The sequence below is a fragment of the Amycolatopsis sp. NPDC006131 genome (assembly GCF_040614175.1).
Classification (GTDB): domain Bacteria; phylum Actinomycetota; class Actinomycetes; order Mycobacteriales; family Pseudonocardiaceae; genus Amycolatopsis_E; species Amycolatopsis_E tucumanensis.
Genome location: NZ_JBEXTX010000011.1, coordinates 81198 through 102095 on the forward strand (window position 1 = coordinate 81198; position 20898 = coordinate 102095).

Consider the following 20898-nt stretch of genomic DNA (forward strand, 5'->3'; position numbering starts at 1 on the left):
CCCGACAGAACCGGGGACCGGCACACCTTGGCGGTAGTTTGGTCACGTGGACGAGGAGCTGCACGAGCGGGTGCGCGAGGTGGTCGCGACCGTGCCGCCGGGGAAGGTCGCCACGTACGGTGACATCGCGGCGATCGCCGGCGCCCCGTCACCCCGGATGATCGGCCGGATCCTGTCCGAAGACGGCGCGGACCTGCCGTGGCACCGGATCCTGCGCGCCAACGGCACGCCCGCGCCGCACCTCGTGCACCGGCAGCTGGAGCTGCTCCGGGCCGAAGGCGTGCTGGCGGACGGTCAGAAGGTGAACCTCAAGACCTACCGCTGGCAGCCGTAGAGCCGCTGGTCGAAGAACTCGACGAGGCCCGTCCGCTGGAAGTCCAGGCTGTGGGCGGCGTCCACGTCGCCGATCCAGGGCGCGGTGACCGCCGGATCGACGCCGAGCCGGGGCAGCAGGAACTGGTAGTCGGTGTAGCTGAAGTGCTCCCCGCCCGCCAGGTGCCGCTGCTCGACGGGACCGCGCTGGTTGCTCAGGAACTCCTGCCAGGACCCGTCCGTGGCTGCGCTGTGGTCACCGGCGCTCATCAGCAGGAACGGCTGGTCCAGGCCCTGCTCGACGGCCTGCCCGAAGATCCGGTCGCGCTGCGAGTAGGCCATGCTGCCGTCCAGGTTGGCGCCCGCGTCGATCCGCGGGTCGGCCAGCATCGTCTCGGCCGTGGTGAACCCGCCTGCCGAATGCCCGAACATGCCGATCCGGGTCAGGTCGAGCGAGCGGCCCAGCCGGGCGGGCAACGCTCGCCGCGCGACGTCCGGGTTGCCGCCCCGCGCGAGGACTTCGAGCTGGTCGAGGACGAACCGGGCGTCCGCGACGCGGGTGGCGATCATCCGGCGGCCGACCTCGACGCTCTGCGGTGGCAGGGAGCCGTGCACCAGGCGGCCGTCCGGGAACTCCACCACGGACGTCTCGCCGGGGTGGTCGAACGCGACGGTGACGTAGCCCCGGCTCGCGAGCTCCTCCAGCTGGGTGGTCGCCAGCGCGCGGGGCTGCTCGGCGCCCGGTGTGTAGAGCACGACGGGCAGCCGCCCCGCGGCGACGGGCGCGCCGGAACGCGCGTTGGTGGTGAAGCCGTAGTCCAGCCGGGCCGGGTCCATGCCGAGCCGGGCGGCGTCGGCCTCGGCGATCACGGCGGCGGCGCCCGGTGTCAGGAACGGCGCTCGCGGACCGCGGTCGTGGACGGCGGGGTACCGCACCGTCGCCATCAGCTCGCGGTCGCGGGCCTGGTCGGCCAGGTGCAACTCGGTGACGCCGACGGCGAACGGGCCGGACGGTTCCGGCAGGGCGAGTGCCGTCTCGGCCGACGCCGGGACCACGGTGAGCGCGAAGGCGGCGGCGGTGAGCAGCGCGAGACGGCGGGTTAGCGATCTTGGTTCAACCATGCACCGAACCTAGGAACGGGCCCGGCCGGGCACATCCGGATGATCACCGGGAACGGCCCGGAGGTCGGCCCCCTAGGTGCCCAGCTCCGCGACCAGCAGCTTGACCAGCGCGCCGAGCCGCTGTCGCTCCGGCTGCAGGGTCGGCACCCCGGCGTCGGTGAACGGCGCGGCCGTCACCGGGCCGACGCAGGCGCACACGACGTCGCCCCGCAGGGCGCGCACCAAGTCGTCGTAGGCGCCGCGCTCCCGGGCCAGGTTCAGCATGTTCGCGCTCGCCGGGGCGCTGGTGAACGCGAGCGCGTCGACCCGGCCGTCGAGCACGCCGTCGAGCAGCTCGTGCGCCGGGTGCAGGTCGGCGGGCCACTCCCACCGGTACGGCTGCACCTCGATCACCCGCGCGCCGGCCTCGCGCAGCGGCGCGGTGTGCTCGGGCAGCGGCGAGCCGTGCAACTGGACCGCCAGCCGCGCGCCGGCGACACCGGCCTCCAGCAGGTGCCCGAACAGCTGCCGGTTGCTCTCCTCGGGCGCGGCCCACTCCTCGGTGAGCCCGACACCCCGCACCGCGCCCTTGCCCTTCGGGCCGCGGACGAACACGCGCGCCCTGGTCAGCGACGCGAGCAGGTCGTCGCGCAGTCCCCACCCCTCGGCGGCCTCGATCCAGCCGCGGAATCCGGCGCCGGTGGTGACCGCGAGGACGTCCAGCGGCTCGGCGAGGACCTCCTCGGTCGCGGCACGCAGCCGGGCGTCGTCGGGCAGCGGCACGATGTGGATCAACGGCGCGTGCCGCACCGTGGCGCCGTTGCGTTCCAGCGCGCCGATGAACTCCTCGGCCCGCCGCTCGGCGGTCACCCCGATCGTGACTCCGCTCAGGTCACCCATAGAACGCACCCATCCGGCCCACCGCGGCCGCCACCCGGTCACGCAAGTCCGCGGGCTCGAGCACCTGCAGCTCGGGCCCGAACCGCAACAGCTCCCCGAGCGCCGGGGCGCCGGGTTCCACCGGTAACTCCACGCGCAACCACCCGTCTTCGTCCGGAACCGCACGGCACTCCCGCAGCGCGCGAGCGCCCACCGCTCCCAGGTAGAACGGTACGAGTTCGCGGCCCAGCGGGGAAAGCCGGACGACGGCGACCCGCGGGTACATCCGCCGCTCGAACTGCTCCGACCACTCCCGCCAGTAGGCGGCGAGGTCGAACCCGGCAGGGCGCTCGAACGCGGCGCCGGGTTCGAGCGAGAGGATCCGCGACACCCGGTAGGTCCGGATCGCACCGTCGCAGTGGGCAGCAAGGTACCAGTTCCCGGCCTTGAGGATCAGGCCCAGCGGCTCCAGCAGCCGGTTCGTCTCGCTGTTGTCCCACCGCCGGTACCGGACCGAAACACGCCGCGAGTCCCACACGGCCTGGGCCACCTCGGCCAGGTGCGGCAGGCTCTCGATGCCGCGGAACCAGCCGGGCACGTCGAGCACGAACCGCTCGGCGACCTTGCCCGCGCGGCCGCGCAGCTCGTCCGGCAGCGCGGCGTACAGCTTGAGCTGCGCGGCGGTCAGCACGGTGCCAAGGCCCAGCTCGGCGGCGGCGTCCGGCAGCCCGGCCAGCGGGAGCGACTGCGCCTCCTCCCCGGTCAGCCCGGTCAGGCGGGTGCGGTAGCCGTCGAGCAGCCGGTAGCCGCCGGACCGGCCGCGTTCGGCGTAGACCGGCACCCCGGCGGCGGACAGCGACTCGATGTCCCGGTACACCGTCCGCACCGACACTTCGAGCTCCTCCGCCAGCTCCTCGGCGGTCATCCGGCCCCGGTTCTGCAGGAGCAGCAGCACCGACAGCAACCTGCTCGCGCGCATGGCTCCAGTATCGCCGGAAAACCTGACAGAAGGTGTCAGGCAAGGGCGTCAGACTAGGGCCCATGACGAACACTTTCACCATGCGGACCTGGGACGAGAAGGTCGTGAGCGGCCCCGAGGACGGGCCCCGGTACGCCCACGCGCACGCCACGTTCACCTACTCCGGGCTGATCGAGGGCGAATCGGCTTGCGACTACCTGCTGTACTACCCGGGAGAGGGCTACACCGGCAGCCCGCAGACGGCGCCTGGGTTCGAGCGGATCGAGGGCAGCGTGGACGGCCGGAAGGGCAGCTTCGTGATCCGGCACGACGTGGCCTACGGTGCGGACGGCATCCGGGGCACGTTCACCGTCGTCGAAGGCTCGGGCACCGGTGAGCTGACCGGGCTGACCGGGACGGGCACGATCGGAGGGGCGAGCGAGACCGTGAACTACACCTTCGACCACCGGCTGTGATGATCGAGGTCGATCGCGAGCAGGTGCTCGCCCACCGGATCGCGGCGCAGGGGCTGCACCGCGACGTCGCGGACCCGGCCGGGCTGGCCGTCTTCGACCTCGGCCTGCAGAGCACGCAGCGGGACACCGCGGCGATCGCCCTCGCGGCGCGGCTGCCCGGACCGGTCACCGAGGAGTCCTTTGTGGAGGACCCGCGGTTCGTGCTGGCGTGGACGCACCGCGGCGCGCCGCACTTCCACCGCGCGGACGAGATCGGCCGGGTCACCGCCGCGCTGGTGCCGTTGGACGAGGACGACGCGATGGCGCGGATGGGCTGGCAGCGCAAGCAGGTCGAGGCGGCCGGGATGGGAGCGCTGGACGGGTTGTTCATGGCGGCGCGGGCGATCCGCAAGGTCGTGACGCGGGTGATGACCAAGGGCGCGGTGAGCGAGGCCGTCACGAAGATCATCCCGGACGGGTTGTCGTACTGGTGCCGCGGCTGCCAGGCCACCCACATCCTAGAGCAGGTCATGCGGCTGGCGGCGATCCACGGCGGGGTGCGCCTGGAGGCCGGTACGCAGCCCGCGACGCTCGCGCCACTGGCGGGCCGGCCGCGGATGCGCACCACGCCGGATCCCGTGGCCGCGACGGCCGTCGTCCGGGACTACCTGCACCTGCACGGCCCGGCGACCCCCAAGGAGGCGGCCGATTTCGTCGGCACGAAGACGGCGATCGCGAAGCGGATGTGGCCGGACGACCTGACGCCGGTGCGCTTCGCGGGCCGCGAGGTGTGGTTGCCGTCGGGTGATGTGGCCGCCCTGGAGAACCCGCCGGAGCCCGACCTCGTGCGGCTGCTGCCGCCGTGGGACCCGTTCCTGCAGTCGCGGGACCGGGCGGTGCTGGTGCCGGACCGGGCGCGGCAGAAGGAGGTGTGGAAGATCCTGGGCAACCCCGGAGCGCTCCTCGCGGGCGGCGAGGTGGCAGGCGTGTGGCGGACGAAGGGCAGCGGCCGGAAGCGTCTGGACTTCACGATCACCGCCTTCGATCCCCTGCCGCCCGCCGCACGGAAGGCGGCGGAAGAGGAGGCCGAACGGGTTGCGCGAGCGCGGGGGTTCGCGGATCTGCGGGTGAGCTGGGGCTGAGCGCCGGGTTGGGCGCGGCGCGGCGTAAGTGGGCCGAGCGCGGCGCGGCGGATTGGCCGGGGCGGCGCGGCGGGTTGGGCAGGCCCGGCCACGCCGGGGTCGGCCAGTGCGCGGACAGGCCGCGGCTGGCGCGGCGCGAGCAGGCCGCGCGCACGCCCGATTGGCACGGCGCGACGCGGCGGATTGGCCACGGCGCGGACAGGCCGCTGCCTGGCCCAACGCTACGAACCACCTGTGAGATCAGCGCAACGCGCTGCCGATGCTGATCCCGCCGTCGACGTCGAGCACGACTCCCGTCACGTAGCCGGCCGCCTCGGAGCACAGGTACGCCGCGGCCTCCGCGATGTCCGCCGGGTCGCCGATGTGCCCGGCGGGCACCCGCGCGGCGAGCTTCGCCCGCGCCTTGTCGTCCATGGACGCCAGCATCGGGGTCGCGATCAGCCCGGGCGCGATCGCGTTCGACGTCACGCCGTGGCGGGCTCCTTCGAGCGCGATCGTGCGCGCCATCCCCACCACACCGGCCTTCGCCGCGGCGTAGTTGGCCTGCCCGAAGTTGCCGCGCCAACACATCGACGAGAACGACAGCACCCGCCCGTACCCCTGCCGCTTCATCACCGGGAACACCGCGCGGCTGCAGTTGAACATCCCGCGCAGGCTGACATTAAGCACCGCGTCCCACTCGTCGTCGGTCATCCGCTCCAGCCGGTTGTCGCGGATCACGCCGGCGTTGTTGACCAGCACATCGACGCGCCCGAACTCGAACAGCGCCTCCGCGACCCACGAGTCGACCTGCTCGGGATCGGACACGTCGACCACCGACGTGCGCACGTCGATGCAGTCGACCGCCGTTTCCTTCAGCGCACCCTCGTTGACGTCGCACAACGCCAGCGACGCCCCCTCGTCGGCGAACCTGTGCGCCATGGCCCGGCCGAGCCCCTGCCCGGCACCGGTGATCAGAACGACCCTGTTCGTGTAACGCATCACAGAAACAGAAACTACTGTTTCAACCAGCGAACCACAAGGGTCAGGCGGCGACCGCGAGCTGCCGCTGCGCCTGCTGGTACCTGGCCAGCACCAGGTCGACCACGTCCGGGTGCACGCCGAGCGGGTCCGCCACCACCTCGGCGCCCGCCTCCAGCACCTTCCGCTGGAACAGCCCCGGCGCGAGCAGCCACGACGCCACTGCCACCCGGCGTCCGCGGCCCCGCGCGCGGGCGACCGCGTCCGCGATCGAGGGCCGCGCCGTCGCGACGTAACCCACCTGCACGGGCACACCCAGCAGGACACCGAGCGCATCCGCGGCGACGCGCACCTCGGCCAGCGCGCGCGGATCACTGGAGCCCGCCGCGGCCAGCACGACCGCATCGCCCGCGCGGTAGCCCGCCCACTCCAGCCGGTCGCGCATCACGCCGACCAGCTCCGGCGCCGGGCCGAACGGGCCGGCCAGCAGGACGTTCCGGTGCCCGCTCGCCGCGATCTGCGCCGGAATGTCGGTGCGCACGTGATACCCGGCCGCCAGGAACGCCGGCACGACGATCGCCTGGTAGCCGCGCACCGAGTCGAGCACCGTCGTGACGTCCGGCTGCCGCACGTCGGCGTAGGCCACCCGCACCGGCACCGGCGTCTCGGCCCGCACCCGCTCGGCCAGTTCCTCGATCACCCGCGCGCCCTGCGGGTCCCGCGTTCCATGCGCTGCCAGCACGATCATCGTTCCACCGCCAACCGGTATCCGCGCTTCACCACGGTCTGCACGAGCTTCCCCTCGCCGAGCGACGTGCGTAGCCGCCCGATCGCGGTCTCCACCGCGTGTTCCTCACCGCCGCTGGGCAACGCGGACGTCAGCTCACGCCGCGAGACCACCCGGCCCGGCTCGCGGGCCAGCGCCCGCAGCACCGCCATCGGCGCCGGCGCCACCTCGCACAGCTGACCGTCCACAATGGCCGCCTGACCGCGCAGCTCGATGAGCCGCCCGGCCGCGCACAGCTTCGGTGACCGCTCGACCAGCGCCTGCGCCACCGTCCGCGCGAGCGCGCCGATCCGCGCCCGCTCCGGCTGCACCGTGGGGATCCCGACGGCGGCCAGCGGGGCGGCCGTGATCGGCCCGACGCACGCGACCAGCACCCGGTGCGTCAGCGCGTCGACCAGCGCCGCGAGGCGTCCGGTGCGCTTGGCCATCGCCAGCGTGCTCGCCGCGGCAGGCGCGCTGGTGAACGGCAACGCGTCCACCGAGCCGTCCAGCACCGCGTCGATCAGCCGGTCCAGCGGCCCCGGGTCGGACGGCCCGACCCAGCGGTACACCGGCACCTCGATGACCTCGGCCCCGGCCTCCCGCAACGACTCCACGAAGTACGGCAGCGGCTCGCCGTGCAGCTGCACCGCGATCCGCTGACCCTCCACACCGGACTCCAGCAGGTGCTGGAGCAGCTCCGCGCTGCTCTCCGAAGCGGGCGAGTAGCTCTCCGACAACCCGGCCGCGCGGATCGCACCCCGTGCCTTCGGGCCGCGAGCCAGCAGCGACGCCATGCCGAGCTGGTCGACCAGCGCATCGCCGAGACCCCAGCCCTCGGCCGCCTCGACCCACCCGCGGAACCCGATGCCGGTGGTCGCCACGACCACGTCGACCGGCTCCTCCAGCATCCGCACGGTCGCGGCGTGCAGCTCGGTGTCGTCGGCGAGCGGCACGATCCGGATCGCCGGCCCGTACCGCACGGTCGCGCCCTTGCGCACCAGCAGCGCGCCGAGCTCGTCCGCGCGGCGCGCGGCCGTGATGCCCACCGCGAAACCGGCGAGCGGGAGGATTCCGGAGGAATCGATCATGGTTGGATGTACACCACGTCCTCGATCACCCGCACGGGATACGTCCGCACAGCCACCGTTTCGTCCTCCAGAGAGTAGCCCGTGGCCAGCTCGAAACGGTGTTTCAGCATGGGCGATGCGACGTGCGGCACACCCTTGACGTCGCCGATGATCCCCCGCGACAGCACGGCCGCCTTGGTGAACGGGTCCACATTGGACAGCGCGTAGACGTCGTCGGTCACGGTGCGGAAGATCGCCACCTGCCGCCCGTCCGGCAGCAGCCCGGCCACTCCGCGACCGGGGATCAACCGGTCGAACCGGCAGATCTCGACCACCTCCGTGGCGCGCTTCTCCTCCACCGCGGTCATCGCGAAACCACCTCCGGGACACCCAGCAGGACGGGGACTTTCTGCTCTCGCTCCGCGCGGAACGAGATGGTCGGGTCGGGCGTGCCCGGCGCGTTGACGAACGACGTGAACCGGGCCAGCTTCTCCGGGTCCTCCAGCACGCCGCGCCACTCGTCGGCGTAGTTCTCCACGTGCTTGGCCATCGCGGCGTCCAGCTCCTCGCAGATGCCGAGCTTGTCGTCCACGATCACCGCACGCAGGTGGTCCAGCCCGCCGTCCATCTCCTCGACCCACGGCGCGGTGCGCTGCAGGCGGTCGGCGGTGCGGACGTAGAACATCAGGAACCGGTCGATGTAGGTGATCAGCGTGTCCTTGTCCAGGTCGGACGCCAGCAGCTCGGCGTGGCGCGGCAGGGCCCCGCCGTTGCCGCCGACATAGAGGTTCCAGCCCTTCTCGGTGGCGATCACGCCGAAGTCCTTGCCGCGGGCCTCCGCGCACTCGCGGGCGCACCCGGAGACACCGGCCTTGAGCTTGTGCGGCGACCGCAGGCCGCGGTAGCGCAGCTCCAGCTCGACGGCCAGTCCGACGCTGTCCTGCACGCCGTAGCGGCACCACGTCGATCCGACGCACGACTTCACCGTGCGCAGCGACTTGCCGTACGCGTGGCCGGACTCCATGCCCGCGTCCACCAGCCGCCTCCAGATGTGCGGCAGCTGGTCCACGGTCGCGCCGAACAGGTCGATCCGCTGCCCGCCGGTGATCTTGGTGTAGAGCCCGAACTCCTCGGCGACCTCGGCGATGACCTTGAGCTTCGCCGGGGTGATCTCGCCGCCGGGGATCCGCGGCACCACCGAGTAGGTGCCGTTGCGCTGCATGTTCGCCAGGAAGTGGTCGTTGGTGTCCTGCAGCGTGGCCTGCTCGCCGGCCAGGACGTGCCCGCCGTCGCGGTCGGTCGTGTCCAGCGTGGCGAGGATCGAGGCCACGGCCGGCTTGCAGATCTCGCAGCCGGCGCCGGTGCCGTGCTTGGCGATCAGCTCGCCGAACGTGGTGATGCGGGTGGCGCTGAGGATCTGGAACAGCTCCTGGCGCGAGTAGGCGAAGTGCTCGCACAGCGCCTTGGACTGCTCGACCCCGCAGGCGTCCAGCAGCTTGGCCAGCATCGGCACGCATGAGCCGCAGGTGGTGCCCGCCTTGGTGCAGCCCTTGATCTTCGCGACGCTGTCGCAGCCCTCGTCGTGGATGGCGCTGGTGATGGCGCCCTTGCTAACCGCGTTGCACGAGCAGATCTGCGCCTCGTCCGGCAGCGCGTCCACACCCACGGCGCTGGAACCGCCCTCGGGAGCCAGCATGGCAGCGGGGTCCGCCGGCAGGGGGCTGCCGACCAGCGGGCGGAGCAGGTTGTAGGCGCTCGCGTCGCCGACCAGCACACCGCCCAGCAGCAGCCGCTTGCCGTCGCTGTCCTCTTCGGACACCACGAGCTTCTTGTAGTAGCCGCCGACGGCGTCGGAGAGCACGACCTCGACCGAGTTCTCCGTGGTGGCGTGCGCGTCGCCGAAGCTGGCGACGTCCACGCCCATCAGCTTGAGCTTGGTGGACAGGTCCGCGCCTGGGAACTCGCCGGTCTTGCCGAGCAGCTGCGCGGCGACGATCTCGGCCATCGTGTAGCCCGGCGCGACCAGGCCGTAGCAGCGGCCCTCGACCGCGGCGCACTCGCCGACCGCCCAGATGTCCGGGGCACTGGTGCGGCAGGACAGGTCCGTGATGATCCCGCCGCGCTCGCCGACCTCCAGCCCGGACGAGCGGGCCAGGTCGTCGCGCGGGCGGACACCGGCGGAGAACACCACCAGGTCCAGGTCCAGCTCGGTGCCGTTGGTGAGCTTGGTGAACAGCCGGTCGCCGTCCTGCTCGATCTTCTCCGCCGACGTTCCCGTGTGGACGGTCAGGTCGAGGTCGGTGACCAGCTTGCGCAACAGCCGGCCACCGCCGTCGTCGACCTGGATCGGCATGAGCCGCGGCGCCATCTCGACCACGTGCGGCGACAGGCCCATGTCGCGCAGGGCCTTCGCCGCCTCCAGCCCGAGCAGGCCGCCGCCGACGACCATCGCCGCGGCGCGGCCGCGCTTGGTCGCCTTCGCGTGTTCGACCGCGGCGCGGATCGCGTCCAGGTCCTCGATCGTGCGGTAGACGAAGCAGCCCGGCAGGTCGTGGCCCGGCACCGGCGGCACGAACGGCCGCGAGCCGGTGGCCAGCACGAGCGCGTCGTAGGCCTGCACGTGGCCGGACGCCGTGGTGACCTTCCTGGCCGCGCGGTCGATCGCGGTGACCGGGTCGCCCAGCCGCAGCTCGACGAGGTCGTCACCCGCGTAGTCCGAACCGGACAGGGTGAGCGCCTGGACGTCCCAGCCATCCACGTAGGAGGTCAGGGCCACCCGGTCGTAGGCCGGGCGCGGCTCCTCGGCGAGCACGACCACCCGCCAGGCGCCCTCGGTGTCCTCGGCCCGCAGTGCCTCCACCAGTCGATGGCTCACCATGCCGTTCCCGACGACGACGAGTGTGCGCATTACCGAAACCTCCTGCTTTCTCTTGCTTCAGACCCGGGCGCCGGCCAGAGCCAGCCCGCGCTCGCTCACCGGTGCGTCCGACTTGCGGAGGTACACCGCCCAGGTGAGGACGAAGCAGATCCCGTAGAAGACGAGGAACCCGACGAACGCCGGCACGCCGCTCTTGGTGTCCAGGAAGGACTGCCGGAACGCCAGGTTGATGAACAGACCGCCGAGCGCGCCGACCGCACCGGCGAGGCCGATGAGTGCGCCGGAGCGCTTGCGGGCCTTGAGCAGCTCGGCCGCCTCGTCCGCGCCGGCCGCGATCGCCGCCTTGGCCTTGGTGCGGAAGATGGCCGGGATGCTCTTGTAGGTGGAGCCGTTGCCGACCCCGGTCAGCACGAACAACACGATGAACGCGGTGGTGAACAACGCCAGCGACTGCGTGTTCGACGCGATGATCAGGATGACGGTCATCACCGCCATGCCGACGAACGTGGTGAACGTGACCCGCGAGCCGCCGAGCTTGTCCGCCAGCCAGCCACCGGCCGGGCGGGAGAACGAGCCGAGCAGCGGGCCGAGGAACGTGACCGCGGCGGCCTGCAGCGGGGTGCGGCCGAACTGGTTCTGCAGCACCAGGCCGAAGGCGAAGCTGTAGCCGATGAACGAGCCGAAGGTGCCGATGTAGAGGAACGACATCACCCAGGTGTGGGCGTCGCCGATGATCTCGCGCATCGCCTTCTTGTCGTTCTTGACGGACGCGATGTTGTCCATGAACAACGCCGAGCACAGCGCCGCGACGACGATCAGCGGGATGTAGATGAAGAGGATGATCCGCGGCGCGCCGGTGCCCGCCGTGGCGATGATCAGCAGGCCGAGCAGCTGGATCACGGCGACGCCCAGGTTGCCGCCGCCCGCGTTCAGGCCGAGCGCCATGCCCTTGGCCTTCTCCGGGAAGAACGCGTTGATGTTGGTCATCGACGACGCGAAGTTGCCGCCGCCGACACCACCCAGCGCCGCCACGATCAGGAAGCCCCACAGCGGGGTGCCGGGCTCCATCACGATCGCCGCGCCGACGCTCGGGATCAGCAGCAGCATCGCGCTGACGATCGTCCAGTTGCGACCGCCGAACTTCGCCACCGCCCAGCTGTAGGGCAGCCGCGCGATCGCGCCGACCAGCGTCGGCGTGGAGGTCAGCAGGAACTTGTCGGCGGCCGAGAACCCGTACTGCGGCCCCATGAACAGGACCATGACCGACCACAGTGTCCAGATGGAGAAGCCGATGTGCTCGGAGAAGATCGAGAACCACAGGTTGCGGTTGGCGATCTTCTTGCCGGTGGACTCCCAGAACGACTCGTTCTCGGGCTCCCAGTGCTCGATCCAGTGCTTGCGTCCCGCGGGCGCGTTCGTCGTTGTCGTCATGTCACTCCTCAGGCGGTGGTGGCGAGCCAGTCGGCGATGCCGCAGACGGCGTCGCGACAGCTGCCACATCCGGTTGTCGCTCGGGTCACGGAAGCGAGCTCGGTGACGTCGGTGGCACCGGCGCGGAACGCCTCGACCAGCCGGCCCTTCGTCACCGAGTTGCACCGGCAGACGACGGCGGCCGCCGGGATGTCGGCGGGGCTCGACGCGACGGTCGCCCCGCCCGGCAGCGCGCGCCCGAGCAGGACGGCGAGCCGGTCTTCGGGAACCGGGACACCCCGGTCGAACAGGTGCGTGATGTTCGCGGCGGCGTCCGGCGCACCCAGCAGGATCGCCCCGGCCACCCGCTCGCCGCGGACGACGAGCTTCGCGTAGCGGCCACGGGTCGGGTCGGTCAGGCACACGACCTCGGCGTCCGGGTCGGCGGCGTCGGTGTGCACGTCGCCGAGCGCGGTGAGGTCGATGCCGCGCGCCTTCAGCTTCGTGATCACCTGCGTGCCGCGGTACCGCGCGGACACGTCGGCGCCGGTCAGCAGGTCGGCCAGCACCTTGGCCTGCTGCCAGGCCGGCTCGACCAGGCCGGACACCGTGCCGGGGTGCTGCGCGCAATCGCCGATCGCGTGGATGCGGCCGTCGCTGGTGCGCAACGCGTCGTCGACCACGATGCCGCGGTCCACCTCCAGGCCGGCCTCGACCGCGAGCGTGGTTTCAGCCCGCACGCCGGTGCTGACGACGACCAGGTCGGCGTGGACCTTGCTGCCGTCGTCGAGCTTGAGCCCGTCACCAGGCAGGTACCGGGCCGCGCCCGCGCCGAGCTTGAAGTCGATGCCCAGCTCGCCCAGCGCCTTGGCCAGCACGCCACCGGCGCCCGCGTCGAGCTGGCGTTCCATCACGTGCCCGACCGGGTGCACGACGGTCACGAGGTTGCCGCGACCGGCCAGGCCGCGGGCGGCCTCCAGGCCGAGCAGCCCGCCGCCGAGCACCGCGACCGGCGCGCCGGCCTTGGCGGCGTCCAGGATGCGGTCGCAGTCGTCCAGCGTGCGGAAGGTGACCACGCCCGGCGCGGGCGTGCCGTCCTCCAGGGTCAGGCCCTCGACCGGCGGCAGCCACGGGCGGCTCCCGGTGGCCAGCACCAGCGCGTCGTAGTCCACAGTGGACCCGTCGCTGAGCCGGATCCGCCGGGCGGCGCGGTCGATGTGCTCGGCCTTGACGTCCGTGCGCAGGTCGACGTTGTGCGCGGCCGCCCACCCGGCGTCGTGCAGGCGGACCATCTCCGGGCGCATCGTGCCTGCGACGACGGCGGAGAGCAGCACGCGGTTGTACGCGGCGTGCGGCTCCTCGCCGATGACGGTCAGCGTGACGCGCGTGCCTTCCGGATCGCGGGCCCGGATCTCGTCGGCGAGCCGGGCCCCGGCCATGCCGTAGCCCAGCACCACCACCTTGCGGGTCATTCCGCACCGTCCTTCGTGGTCAGGCGAACCGCGCACACCTTGAACTCGGGCATGCGGCTCGTCGGGTCCAGGGCGGGGTTGGTCAGCAGGTTCGCCCGCTGCGCGCCGGGGAAGTGGAACGGCAGGAACACCGTGTCCGGCCGCATCGAGGCGACGCACCGCACCCGCGCGGTGGTCTCCCCGCGCCGGGAGACCACCGCCGCCCAGTCGCCGTCGGCCAGTCCGGCGCGGGCGGCGGTGTCCGGGTGCACCTCGACGTAGGCCTCGGGCACCACGTCGTTCAGCTCGCCGACCAGCCGGGTCTGCGCCCCGGACTGGTAGTGCTGCAGCACCCGGCCGGTGGTCGCGATCAGCGGGAACTCGTCGTCGGTCGGCTCGGCGGGGCCGCGGTGCTCGACCGGGACGAACCGGGCGCGGCCGTCCGGGTGGGCGAAGGAGTCCAGGAACATCCGCGGCGTCCCGGCGTGCTCGGTGCCGGGCACCGGCCAGTACAGGGCCTCGCCGTCGTGCAGGCGCTCGTAGGTCACGCCGGAGTAGTCCGCGAGCCCGCCCCTCGAAGCCTCGCGCAGTTCGGCGAACACGGTCTTCGCCTCGACCGGGAAACGTCCTGCCGGCTGCCCGAGGCGCTGCGCGAGTCCATTGAGGACCTCCAGGTCGCTGCGGACGCCGGCAGGCGGGTCGATCGCCTTCTGCCGCAACAGGATGCGGCCCTCCAGGTTCGTCATCGTGCCGCTCTCCTCGGCCCACTGCGTGACCGGGAGTACGACGTCGGCCATCGCGGCGGTCTCGGACAGCACGAAGTCCGCGACGACGAGGAGGTCCAGGCTGCGCAACCGGTCCGCGACGTGCGCCGAGCGCGGCGCGGACACCACGACGTTGCTGCCGAACACGAGCATCGCCTTGGGGCCGGTCTCGGTGCCCAGAGCGTCGAGCAGTTCGTAGGCCGAGCGGCCGGGTCCGGGCAGCTCGGCGGGGTCGACTCCCCACACGCGCGCGACGTGCTCGCGGGCGGCCGGGTCGTCGATCTTGCGGTAGCCGGGCAGCTGGTCGGCCTTCTGGCCGTGCTCCCGCCCGCCCTGGCCGTTGCCCTGTCCGGTGAGGCAGCCGTACCCGGAGCCTTCGCGGCCGGGCAGGCCGAGCGCCAGCGCCAGGTTGATCCAGGCGCTCACGGTGTCCGAACCGCTGGCGTGCTGCTCGGTGCCGCGCGCGGTGAGGATGTAGGCGTTGCGGGCGTTGGCCAGCAGGGTGGCGACGCGGCGCTGGTCGGCTGCGGCGACACCGGTGATCCGCTCGACGCGCTCGGGCCACCAGCGGGCCGCGATCTGCCACACCGCGTCGAAGCCGCGGGTGCGCTGCTCGACGTAGTCGCGGTCGAACAGGCCCTCGGCGACCAGCGCGTGCAGGATGCCCAGCGCCAAGGCGAGATCGGTGCCCGGCGCGGGCGCGAGGTGCAGGCTCGCCTGGTCCGCGGTCGGCGTGCGGCGCGGGTCGACCACGACCAGCCCGCCGGTGTCGATGGCCCTGCGCAGGTGCTGCATGAAGGGCGGCATGGTCTCGGCCGGGTTCGAGCCGATCAGCAGGACCGCGTCCGCGCCGCCGACGTCGGTCAGCGGGAACGGCAGGCCGCGGTCGAGGCCGAACGCCCTGTTGCCGGCCGCCGCCGCGGACGACATGCAGAACCGGCCGTTGTAGTCGACCTGCGAAGTGCCCAGCGCGACGCGGGCGAACTTGCCGAGCAGGTAGCTCTTTTCGTTGGTGAGGCCGCCGCCGCCGAACAGGGCGACGCCGTCCCGGCCGTGCTCGGCCTGGACCTCGGCGATCCGGCGCGCGACGAGGTCGAGCGCGTCGTCCCAGGTCGCGGGCACCAGCTCGCCGTCGACCCGGACCAGCGGCGTGGTCAGCCGCGCCGGGGTGGTGAGCAGGCTGCCCGACGTCCAGCCCTTCTGGCACAGGCCGCCGCCGTTGGTGGGGAACTCGCGGGGTGCGACGGCGGTGCCGGACAGGCTCATCCCGCACTGCAGGGCGCAGTAGGGACAGTGGGTGGCCACTTTGACCTGGGGTTCCGCGGTGAGCGTCACGCGCACCTCCTTCCGCCTCTGCCCAGAGACGGTAGGAACGGCGTGTTACCTGAAAACTCCCGAATGTTTCAGGCGTTTGACATTGCTACGGCATTTCGGGCGATGCCCGGTGAGAAGTGACGGGCGCTACAGGATCTCACTCACCGCGGCCGCGGCGGCACGCAAACCGTCCAGGGAAGCGGCCGTGGCACGCGGGCTGAGGGCGTTGCCTGCCAGCCGGAACAGCACGGCGCGCAGCAGGAGCTGGGGCCATTCCGGCAGGTGGGACCAGCGCTGGAGGAAGTCGGGGGCGGCGTCACCCCAGGCGACCGCGTCGACGGCGGCGACCGCGGCGCCCCATTCGGCGGGCCGGTAGAACGGGTCGAAGTCGACGATGCCGGGCGGGGCGTCGCCGTCGAAGAGGACGGCGCCGAAGAGGTCACCCGGCACGACCTGGTCCGGCAGCCCCACGGGTCTTCGCGCCACGGCGAGGACCTCGAACCAGCGGCCGCCCTTGGCCTCGTCGACCGGCACCTCGGCCTCCCCCCAGGCGACGCGGTCGGCGATCGCGTCGGGGTCGGTCCGGGCGGCGAGGTGTCGCGGGCGCGGCAGGCCGGTGAGGGCGTGGGCCAGTTTGAGGGCGGCGAGCATGATCTCGTCGTGCCGGTGCTCGGGCGCGCCGTCGAGGTAGCGGCGGGCCGCCCAACCCGCGACGATCCACCGCCCGTCCCGGGCGCGCTGCGGCCGGGCGATGCGCAGGTCGGGGACGTCGAGGGCGTGCATGGTGCCGGCGAGCCAGAGCGCCTTCGGCCGGTCCCGCACGGGGGTCAGGACGACGTCGCCGCAGCGGTGCGCCCGCCCACCCGGCAGCGCTTCCGGGGTGGTGTGCTGGAGGCCGAACGCCATCAGGACAGTCGCCGGTGGCTGACCTGCTCTCGGACCGTCGGGCACCGCCCGAGATTACCGCGTGGCGACGACGTTTTCCCGCGTTCAAGCAGGCGGTTCCGCGGCCGGGAAGAGGATCGGGCTGAGCAGGTAGCGCGCGCGTTGCGCGGTGAGCTCGTTCGCCGGCCGCGGCACGATCGCCGCACGCAGGTCGGCGATCAGCGCTTCCAGCTCGTCGCGGCTGAGCCAGAGGGCGTGTTGCCGGAACCCGACCAGATCGGCGGCCGGGTCCGCGTCGTCACGGTCGAGGTAGGCCCCGAACTCGGCGACCAGCGCGGCCACAGCCAAGGCGAACACCTGCCGGTAGTCGGCAGAGCTCGAGGTGTGCTCGGCGGAGCCTCGACCACGCCACGCACCCGCCACTCCACGGCGATCGCTCGCGGCGTGAAGGAATCATGGTCCAGGTCGAGTAGCAGCCGCGGCGCGCGGAATAACCCGTCCGACTGCGCCCGGCCGACGCCGTTCCGTCGTCCGCCGAGCGACGACGTCACGGTCGGCGCGGCCGTCGGCGGCTGACGCTGTTCACCGGTGGCGGGCCGCAGGACCGTGACGAGACGAGCGGACCGAACAAGCCGGTCAAGGACCTGGCGTGGGGTCTGGCGAGCCGCGGCGTGGCCGTCGTCCGGTTCGACAAGCGTGCCGGCGCGCCGACGATGACTGAGGAGTACGTGCCCGACGCCCACGCTGGACGTGCCGGTGCTGATCCTCCAGGGCGGCCGCGACTACCAGGTGACCGTGGACGACGACCTGGCTCGCTGGCGCGCGTGCCTCACCCACTGCGCGGACGTGGACATCCGCGTGCACGACGCCTGCGACCACCTGTTCTTCCCCGGCACGGCACCCTCGCGGCCCGAGCAGTACGCGCACCCGCAGCACGTGGACGAGGCGGTGATCGATGACATCGCCGGGTGGTTGAAGTAACGAAAAAAAGCCCGCCGCGGCAAACACCGCGACGGGCCCTTCCGGCAAACGTCAGTACGTCGGCAGGCTCTGGTCGATCTGCCGCGCCCAGGCGAGCACACCGCCGCCGAGGTGCGTGGCGTCCTTGAACCCGGCCCGGTGCAGCGCCGCCAGCGCCTCCGCCGACCGGGCGCCCGACTTGCAGTGCAGCACGATCGGCTTGTCCTGCGGCAGCTCCGCCAGCGCCTCGCCCGACAGGATGCGGTCCTTCGGGATCAGCTTGGCGCCCTTGATGTTCACGATCTCGTACTCGTGCGGCTCGCGGACGTCGATGAGCTCGAAGTTCTCGCCCGCGTCGAACTTGGCCTTCAGCTCCGCCGGGGTGATGGTGCTGCCCGACGCGGCCTGCTGCGCCTCGTCCGAAACGACACCACAGAACGCCTCGTAGTCGATCAGTTCGGTGATCTTCGGCGTCTCCGGGTCCTTGCGGATCTTGACCTCGCGGTACTTCATCTCCAGCGCGTCGTAGCTGATCAGGCGGCCGAGCAGCGGCTCACCGATACCGGTGATCAGCTTGATCGCCTCGGTCACCATGATCGAGCCGATCGAGGCGCACAGCACGCCCAGCACGCCACCCTCGGCGCACGAGGGGACCATGCCCGGAGGCGGCGGCTCGGGGTAGAGGTCGCGGTAGTTCAGGCCCTGACCGTTCGGCGCGTCCTCCCAGAACACGCTGACCTGGCCCTCGAACCGGAAGATCGAACCCCACACGTACGGCTTGCCCAGCAGCACGGCGGCGTCGTTGACCAGGTAGCGGGTCGCGAAGTTGTCCGTGCCGTCCAGGATCAGGTCGTAGCCGCGGAAGACGTCCAGCGCGTTCGCGGTGGTCAGCTGCTCGGTGTGCAGGATGACGTTGACGAACGGGTTGATTTCGGCGATCGACTCCTTGGCCGAGACGGCCTTGGGCTTGCCGATGTCGGACTGGCCGTGGATGACCTGGCGCTGCAGGTTCGACTCGTCGACGACGTCGAAGTCGATGACGCCGAGCGTCCCGACGCCCGCGGCGGCGAGGTACAGCAGCGCGGGGCTGCCGAGGCCGCCCGCACCGATGACCAGGACCTTCGCGTTCTTCAGCCGCTTCTGCCCGTCCATCCCGACATCCGGGATGATCAGGTGCCGACTGTAGCGGGCCACCTCTTCCTTGGTGAGTTCGGCCGCCGGCTCCACGAGCGGCGGCAGCGTGCCTGCCATCGGTCCTCCAAGTTCGCGCGGCTGTCGTTGTCGCTTCCCCAAGTATCCACAACACGGAGCGCGACCGGACTCTTCCCGCCGTCCCAGGATGTGGAACGCGTCAGCCCGCGGGGGCCGAATCGCCGAACTGCAGCACCGGCCAGGCGTTCGGGACACAGGTCTTGCCGTCGGCCGGCACGGCCTTCGAGTTGTACTGGTCGACCGCGTTCAGCTGGGCCACGTAGTTGTTCGACACGCCGAAGGTCTGCTGCATCATCACGGGCGCCAGCGCGCCGTTCTCCTGGCAGCCCACGTGCGATTTCCCCAGCGCGTGCCCGACCTCGTGGTTGATCGCGTACTGCCGGTACATCCCGAGGTCGGTGAACGCGAGCCCGCCGCGCACCCACCTGGCGAGGTTGATCACCACGCGGTGGTCGAACGCCCGCGAGTAGCAGGAGGTCGGGAACGGGATGCTGAACCCGCACACGTCCGGCCGCTTGGCGGTGTCCGGCGTGGTGAGGCTCACGCGGAAGTCGATGTCCGGGTAGTCCGCGCCGACCCGCTGCAGCTTGACCTTGCCGGTGCCGATCCAGCTGCGCACGTCCGACAGCGTCCGCTCGACGGCGCTGGCGAAGGCGTCGTCACCGGCGTAACTGGCGGCGTCGATGCCGTTTTCGACCTCGATCGTGTAGTGGTAAAGCTTCCCGCCGCTGCCGGCCTCCTTGCCGCTCACGCCGTCGTTCGGCACCGGGACGACGTGGTAGGCCATGGAGCCGCTCTGCGTGAAATCACCGCCGGTCGGCAGCTCGGCGGTGGGGATGTTGAGGTCGCGCGGCGCGGCCGGCTGTTCGGAGAGCGCGTTGTCCCCGCCTTGCCCGGCGCCGCCGTCGAGGGTCTGCGCCGCGGAGTTCGTCTGCGGCGGGGCCGGCTCGGTCGCGGTGTTGAACACCACCAGGACGGTGATCACGACGAGGACCGGCAACGCGTACACGCGCCAGCCGTAGGCGCCGACGAGACGGCCGACCTTGCCCTTGCGGCGCCGCGCCCGGCGGGCTTCCTCCGGGTCCTGCTCGAGCTGCGCCTGCGGCGGCTTCCACGACGCGGCCAGCGGCTCGGCCTGCACGCGGCGCGCGCGCGGCCGGTAGCGGTCCTCGCTCAGACGCACCGACGACCGGCCCGACGGGGGCGCGTACTGTGCTCGCCGTCCTTCGCCACGCTCGCCGCTGCTCGCCCGCTTCACGGGTCCCAGATTGCCACATGCGCAGAGTTACGCAACGCGCGACCAAGCCGTCACGGAGCGAGCTCGGATTAACTCGAATGGGCTACCACGAACCGGCAGCGACCGCCTCCCACATACCCAGAACAGCCTTCGCTACGGCAACCGGGCGTTCCATCTGCGCCACGTGACCGGTCCGCGGCAGCAGGAGGAGCCGCCCGCGCGGCAGCAACTTCGCGGTCCGCGCGGCCCGGCGGACCGAGATCACCTTGTCCTCGGTGCCCCACACGACCAGCGTGGGAACCGTCACGTTGGGCGTCACCCGCCACAGCGACGCCGCGCCCCGCGCGAACCAGGTGCGGAAGATCCCGAACGTGCTGCGGGACATCGCCACGTTCGCCCAGGCCAGCTCGGCGCGCGCGCTGTGCTCCTCGACCAGCTCGGCCATCCGGTGCTCGGGAAAGGAGTCCGGGTCGGCGAAGCACAGCTTGATGACCATCTTGGCGCGCTGGTGCGCGGTGTAGGCGGCGAGCTTGCGCCGGGCGCGGCGGCCGACGAACGGCAGGTAGGCCAGCGCCATCAGCGGGTCGGACAGCCGCCGCGGGTCCGGCCGCCGGTCCGGCATCGCGGGCGAGATCAACGTCAGCGTCTTGACCAGCTCGGGGTGCCGCGCCGCGACGAGCAGCGAGACCGCGCCGCCCATCGAGTTGCCGATGAGGTGCACCGGGCCCGCGCCGAGCCCCTCCGCGAACCTGGCGACCACCTCGGCGTGCGCGTCGAGGCTGAAATCGAAGGCGCGTTCCGGCTCGGAGAACCCGAAGCCGGGCAGGTCGATCGCCGCTCCCCCGGCCGTCGGCGCCAGCAGGGCGGCCAGGTCGGTCCAGTTCGTCGACGATCCGCCGAGGCCGTGCACGTAGAGGACGGTCTCCTCCGCCGCGCCCGGCGTGCGCCGGACGTGCAGCGAGACGCCGCCGACCTGCTCGGTTTTCCCCGGCCACGGCGTGAGTTTCGGGTCGAGTTCGGGTAACTCACGAGTGGACAGCGGTACGTGCGTGACGGGCACCCTGGGCGCCCCGGGATCCGGGGACGGCCGGGAAGCCGGGACGGTGTCGGTCATCAATCCAGGATGCCTACCCACCCGGCCCTT

General features: G+C 72.0%; 20 protein-coding genes. 4 read left to right on the forward strand and 16 right to left on the reverse strand.

Translation table 11 applies throughout. From position 1 onward, the window contains the following. The first annotated feature begins 46 nt into the window (after positions 1 to 46). Entirely contained in the window at positions 47 to 334 is a 288-nt protein-coding gene (locus tag ABZ215_RS09225) for an MGMT family protein (RefSeq protein WP_020419763.1), read from the forward strand. Here ABZ215_RS09225 and ABZ215_RS09230 read toward each other — a convergent pair. The 3 genes from ABZ215_RS09230 to ABZ215_RS09240 form a co-directional block, all read right to left on the reverse strand. Continuing rightward, complete coding sequence (locus ABZ215_RS09230; RefSeq protein ID WP_354948959.1) at positions 316 to 1434, reverse strand: lipase; 1119 nt, start codon at positions 1432 to 1434, stop codon at positions 316 to 318. The two genes, ABZ215_RS09225 and ABZ215_RS09230, sit on opposite strands and share 19 nt — an antisense overlap. Before the next feature lie 72 nt (positions 1435 to 1506). Continuing rightward, positions 1507 to 2313 carry a uroporphyrinogen-III synthase gene (locus ABZ215_RS09235; protein ID WP_020419765.1) on the reverse strand — a complete coding sequence of 269 codons (807 nt, stop codon included), beginning with the start codon at positions 2311 to 2313 and terminating at the stop codon, positions 1507 to 1509. Continuing rightward, positions 2306 to 3271 carry a WYL domain-containing protein gene (locus tag ABZ215_RS09240; protein WP_020419766.1) on the reverse strand — a complete coding sequence of 322 codons (966 nt, stop codon included), beginning with the start codon at positions 3269 to 3271 and terminating at the stop codon, positions 2306 to 2308. Before ABZ215_RS09240 ends, ABZ215_RS09235 begins: the two co-directional genes overlap by 8 nt. A gap of 62 nt (positions 3272 to 3333) precedes the next feature. On the opposite strand from ABZ215_RS09240, the gene ABZ215_RS09245 reads away from it, so the two are divergent. Beyond that, complete coding sequence (locus tag ABZ215_RS09245) at positions 3334 to 3726, forward strand: DUF3224 domain-containing protein (RefSeq protein WP_354712485.1); 393 nt, start codon at positions 3334 to 3336, stop codon at positions 3724 to 3726. Further along, positions 3726 to 4847 carry a crosslink repair DNA glycosylase YcaQ family protein gene (locus tag ABZ215_RS09250; protein ID WP_354948961.1) on the forward strand — a complete coding sequence of 374 codons (1122 nt, stop codon included), beginning with the start codon at positions 3726 to 3728 and terminating at the stop codon, positions 4845 to 4847. Before ABZ215_RS09245 ends, ABZ215_RS09250 begins: the two co-directional genes overlap by 1 nt. A 240-nt stretch (positions 4848 to 5087) precedes the next feature. On the opposite strand, the gene fabG is transcribed toward ABZ215_RS09250, so the two are convergent. The 10 genes from fabG to ABZ215_RS09300 all read right to left on the reverse strand — a co-directional run bounded on the left by fabG (position 5088) and on the right by ABZ215_RS09300 (position 16693). After that, positions 5088 to 5828 carry a 3-oxoacyl-ACP reductase FabG gene (gene fabG / locus ABZ215_RS09255; protein ID WP_237337684.1) on the reverse strand — a complete coding sequence of 247 codons (741 nt, stop codon included), beginning with the start codon at positions 5826 to 5828 and terminating at the stop codon, positions 5088 to 5090. Between the two features lie 43 nt (positions 5829 to 5871). Then, positions 5872 to 6555 carry a sirohydrochlorin chelatase gene (locus ABZ215_RS09260; RefSeq protein WP_354948963.1) on the reverse strand — a complete coding sequence of 228 codons (684 nt, stop codon included), beginning with the start codon at positions 6553 to 6555 and terminating at the stop codon, positions 5872 to 5874. Further along, positions 6552 to 7664, reverse strand: coding sequence for a uroporphyrinogen-III synthase (locus tag ABZ215_RS09265; RefSeq protein WP_354948965.1), 1113 nt, complete (start codon positions 7662 to 7664; stop codon positions 6552 to 6554). Before ABZ215_RS09265 ends, ABZ215_RS09260 begins: the two co-directional genes overlap by 4 nt. After that, complete coding sequence (gene nirD, locus ABZ215_RS09270) at positions 7661 to 8011, reverse strand: nitrite reductase small subunit NirD (protein WP_354948967.1); 351 nt, start codon at positions 8009 to 8011, stop codon at positions 7661 to 7663. Before nirD ends, ABZ215_RS09265 begins: the two co-directional genes overlap by 4 nt. Next, positions 8008 to 10551, reverse strand: coding sequence for a nitrite reductase large subunit NirB (gene nirB, locus ABZ215_RS09275; RefSeq protein ID WP_354948969.1), 2544 nt, complete (start codon positions 10549 to 10551; stop codon positions 8008 to 8010). Before nirB ends, nirD begins: the two co-directional genes overlap by 4 nt. A 27-nt stretch (positions 10552 to 10578) precedes the next feature. After that, positions 10579 to 11952, reverse strand: coding sequence for a nitrate/nitrite transporter (locus ABZ215_RS09280; protein ID WP_237337688.1), 1374 nt, complete (start codon positions 11950 to 11952; stop codon positions 10579 to 10581). An 8-nt stretch (positions 11953 to 11960) separates the two neighbouring features. After that, positions 11961 to 13403: an FAD-dependent oxidoreductase gene (locus tag ABZ215_RS09285; RefSeq protein ID WP_354948971.1), complete on the reverse strand. Its 1443-nt coding sequence runs from the start codon at positions 13401 to 13403 to the stop codon at positions 11961 to 11963. After that, positions 13400 to 15412 (reverse strand): molybdopterin-dependent oxidoreductase, encoded by a 2013-nt coding sequence (locus ABZ215_RS09290; protein ID WP_354948993.1) that lies wholly within the window; start codon positions 15410 to 15412, stop codon positions 13400 to 13402. The genes ABZ215_RS09285 and ABZ215_RS09290 overlap by 4 nt, the downstream gene beginning before the upstream one ends. A 195-nt stretch (positions 15413 to 15607) precedes the next feature. Then, complete coding sequence (locus ABZ215_RS09295; protein WP_255346857.1) at positions 15608 to 16411, reverse strand: TIGR02569 family protein; 804 nt, start codon at positions 16409 to 16411, stop codon at positions 15608 to 15610. A 39-nt stretch (positions 16412 to 16450) separates the two neighbouring features. Beyond that, positions 16451 to 16693 (reverse strand): hypothetical protein, encoded by a 243-nt coding sequence (locus tag ABZ215_RS09300; protein WP_354948973.1) that lies wholly within the window; start codon positions 16691 to 16693, stop codon positions 16451 to 16453. Positions 16694 to 17095: 402 nt separating this feature from the next. Between ABZ215_RS09300 and ABZ215_RS09305 the strand changes: the two genes are divergently transcribed. Beyond that, a complete protein-coding gene (locus ABZ215_RS09305) occupies positions 17096 to 17326 on the forward strand; it encodes a hypothetical protein (protein WP_354948975.1) in 231 nt (76 codons plus the stop codon). A 51-nt stretch (positions 17327 to 17377) separates the two neighbouring features. On the opposite strand, the gene moeZ is transcribed toward ABZ215_RS09305, so the two are convergent. From moeZ to ABZ215_RS09320, 3 genes are all read right to left on the reverse strand, one after another. Further along, the gene (moeZ, locus tag ABZ215_RS09310; protein ID WP_017986964.1) at positions 17378 to 18556 is read right to left on the reverse strand and encodes an adenylyltransferase/sulfurtransferase MoeZ; all 1179 of its coding nucleotides are present in this window, start codon (positions 18554 to 18556) and stop codon (positions 17378 to 17380) included. A 100-nt stretch (positions 18557 to 18656) separates the two neighbouring features. Continuing rightward, complete coding sequence (locus ABZ215_RS09315) at positions 18657 to 19775, reverse strand: DUF3152 domain-containing protein (protein ID WP_157358642.1); 1119 nt, start codon at positions 19773 to 19775, stop codon at positions 18657 to 18659. Positions 19776 to 19857: 82 nt separating this feature from the next. After that, positions 19858 to 20868 carry an alpha/beta fold hydrolase gene (locus ABZ215_RS09320; protein WP_354948977.1) on the reverse strand — a complete coding sequence of 337 codons (1011 nt, stop codon included), beginning with the start codon at positions 20866 to 20868 and terminating at the stop codon, positions 19858 to 19860. Between the last annotated feature and the right edge of the window lie 30 nt (positions 20869 to 20898).

Excerpts from the sequence above, each read along its gene's own strand:
- ABZ215_RS09230 (WP_354948959.1), bottom strand. The coding sequence starts at position 1,434 with ATGGTTGAACCAAGATCGCTAACCCGCCGTCTCGCGCTGCTCACCGCC.
- ABZ215_RS09235 (WP_020419765.1), bottom strand. The coding sequence starts at position 2,313 with ATGGGTGACCTGAGCGGAGTCACGATCGGGGTGACCGCCGAGCGGCGG.
- ABZ215_RS09240 (WP_020419766.1), bottom strand. The coding sequence starts at position 3,271 with ATGCGCGCGAGCAGGTTGCTGTCGGTGCTGCTGCTCCTGCAGAACCGG.
- ABZ215_RS09245 (WP_354712485.1), top strand. The coding sequence starts at position 3,334 with ATGACGAACACTTTCACCATGCGGACCTGGGACGAGAAGGTCGTGAGC.
- ABZ215_RS09250 (WP_354948961.1), top strand. The coding sequence starts at position 3,726 with ATGATCGAGGTCGATCGCGAGCAGGTGCTCGCCCACCGGATCGCGGCG.
- fabG (WP_237337684.1), bottom strand. The coding sequence starts at position 5,828 with ATGCGTTACACGAACAGGGTCGTTCTGATCACCGGTGCCGGGCAGGGG.
- ABZ215_RS09260 (WP_354948963.1), bottom strand. The coding sequence starts at position 6,555 with ATGATCGTGCTGGCAGCGCATGGAACGCGGGACCCGCAGGGCGCGCGG.
- ABZ215_RS09265 (WP_354948965.1), bottom strand. The coding sequence starts at position 7,664 with ATGATCGATTCCTCCGGAATCCTCCCGCTCGCCGGTTTCGCGGTGGGC.
- nirD (WP_354948967.1), bottom strand. The coding sequence starts at position 8,011 with ATGACCGCGGTGGAGGAGAAGCGCGCCACGGAGGTGGTCGAGATCTGC.
- nirB (WP_354948969.1), bottom strand. The coding sequence starts at position 10,551 with ATGCGCACACTCGTCGTCGTCGGGAACGGCATGGTGAGCCATCGACTG.
- ABZ215_RS09280 (WP_237337688.1), bottom strand. The coding sequence starts at position 11,952 with ATGACGACAACGACGAACGCGCCCGCGGGACGCAAGCACTGGATCGAG.
- ABZ215_RS09285 (WP_354948971.1), bottom strand. The coding sequence starts at position 13,403 with ATGACCCGCAAGGTGGTGGTGCTGGGCTACGGCATGGCCGGGGCCCGG.
- ABZ215_RS09290 (WP_354948993.1), bottom strand. The coding sequence starts at position 15,412 with ATGAGCCTGTCCGGCACCGCCGTCGCACCCCGCGAGTTCCCCACCAAC.
- moeZ (WP_017986964.1), bottom strand. The coding sequence starts at position 18,556 with ATGGCAGGCACGCTGCCGCCGCTCGTGGAGCCGGCGGCCGAACTCACC.
- ABZ215_RS09320 (WP_354948977.1), bottom strand. The coding sequence starts at position 20,868 with ATGACCGACACCGTCCCGGCTTCCCGGCCGTCCCCGGATCCCGGGGCG.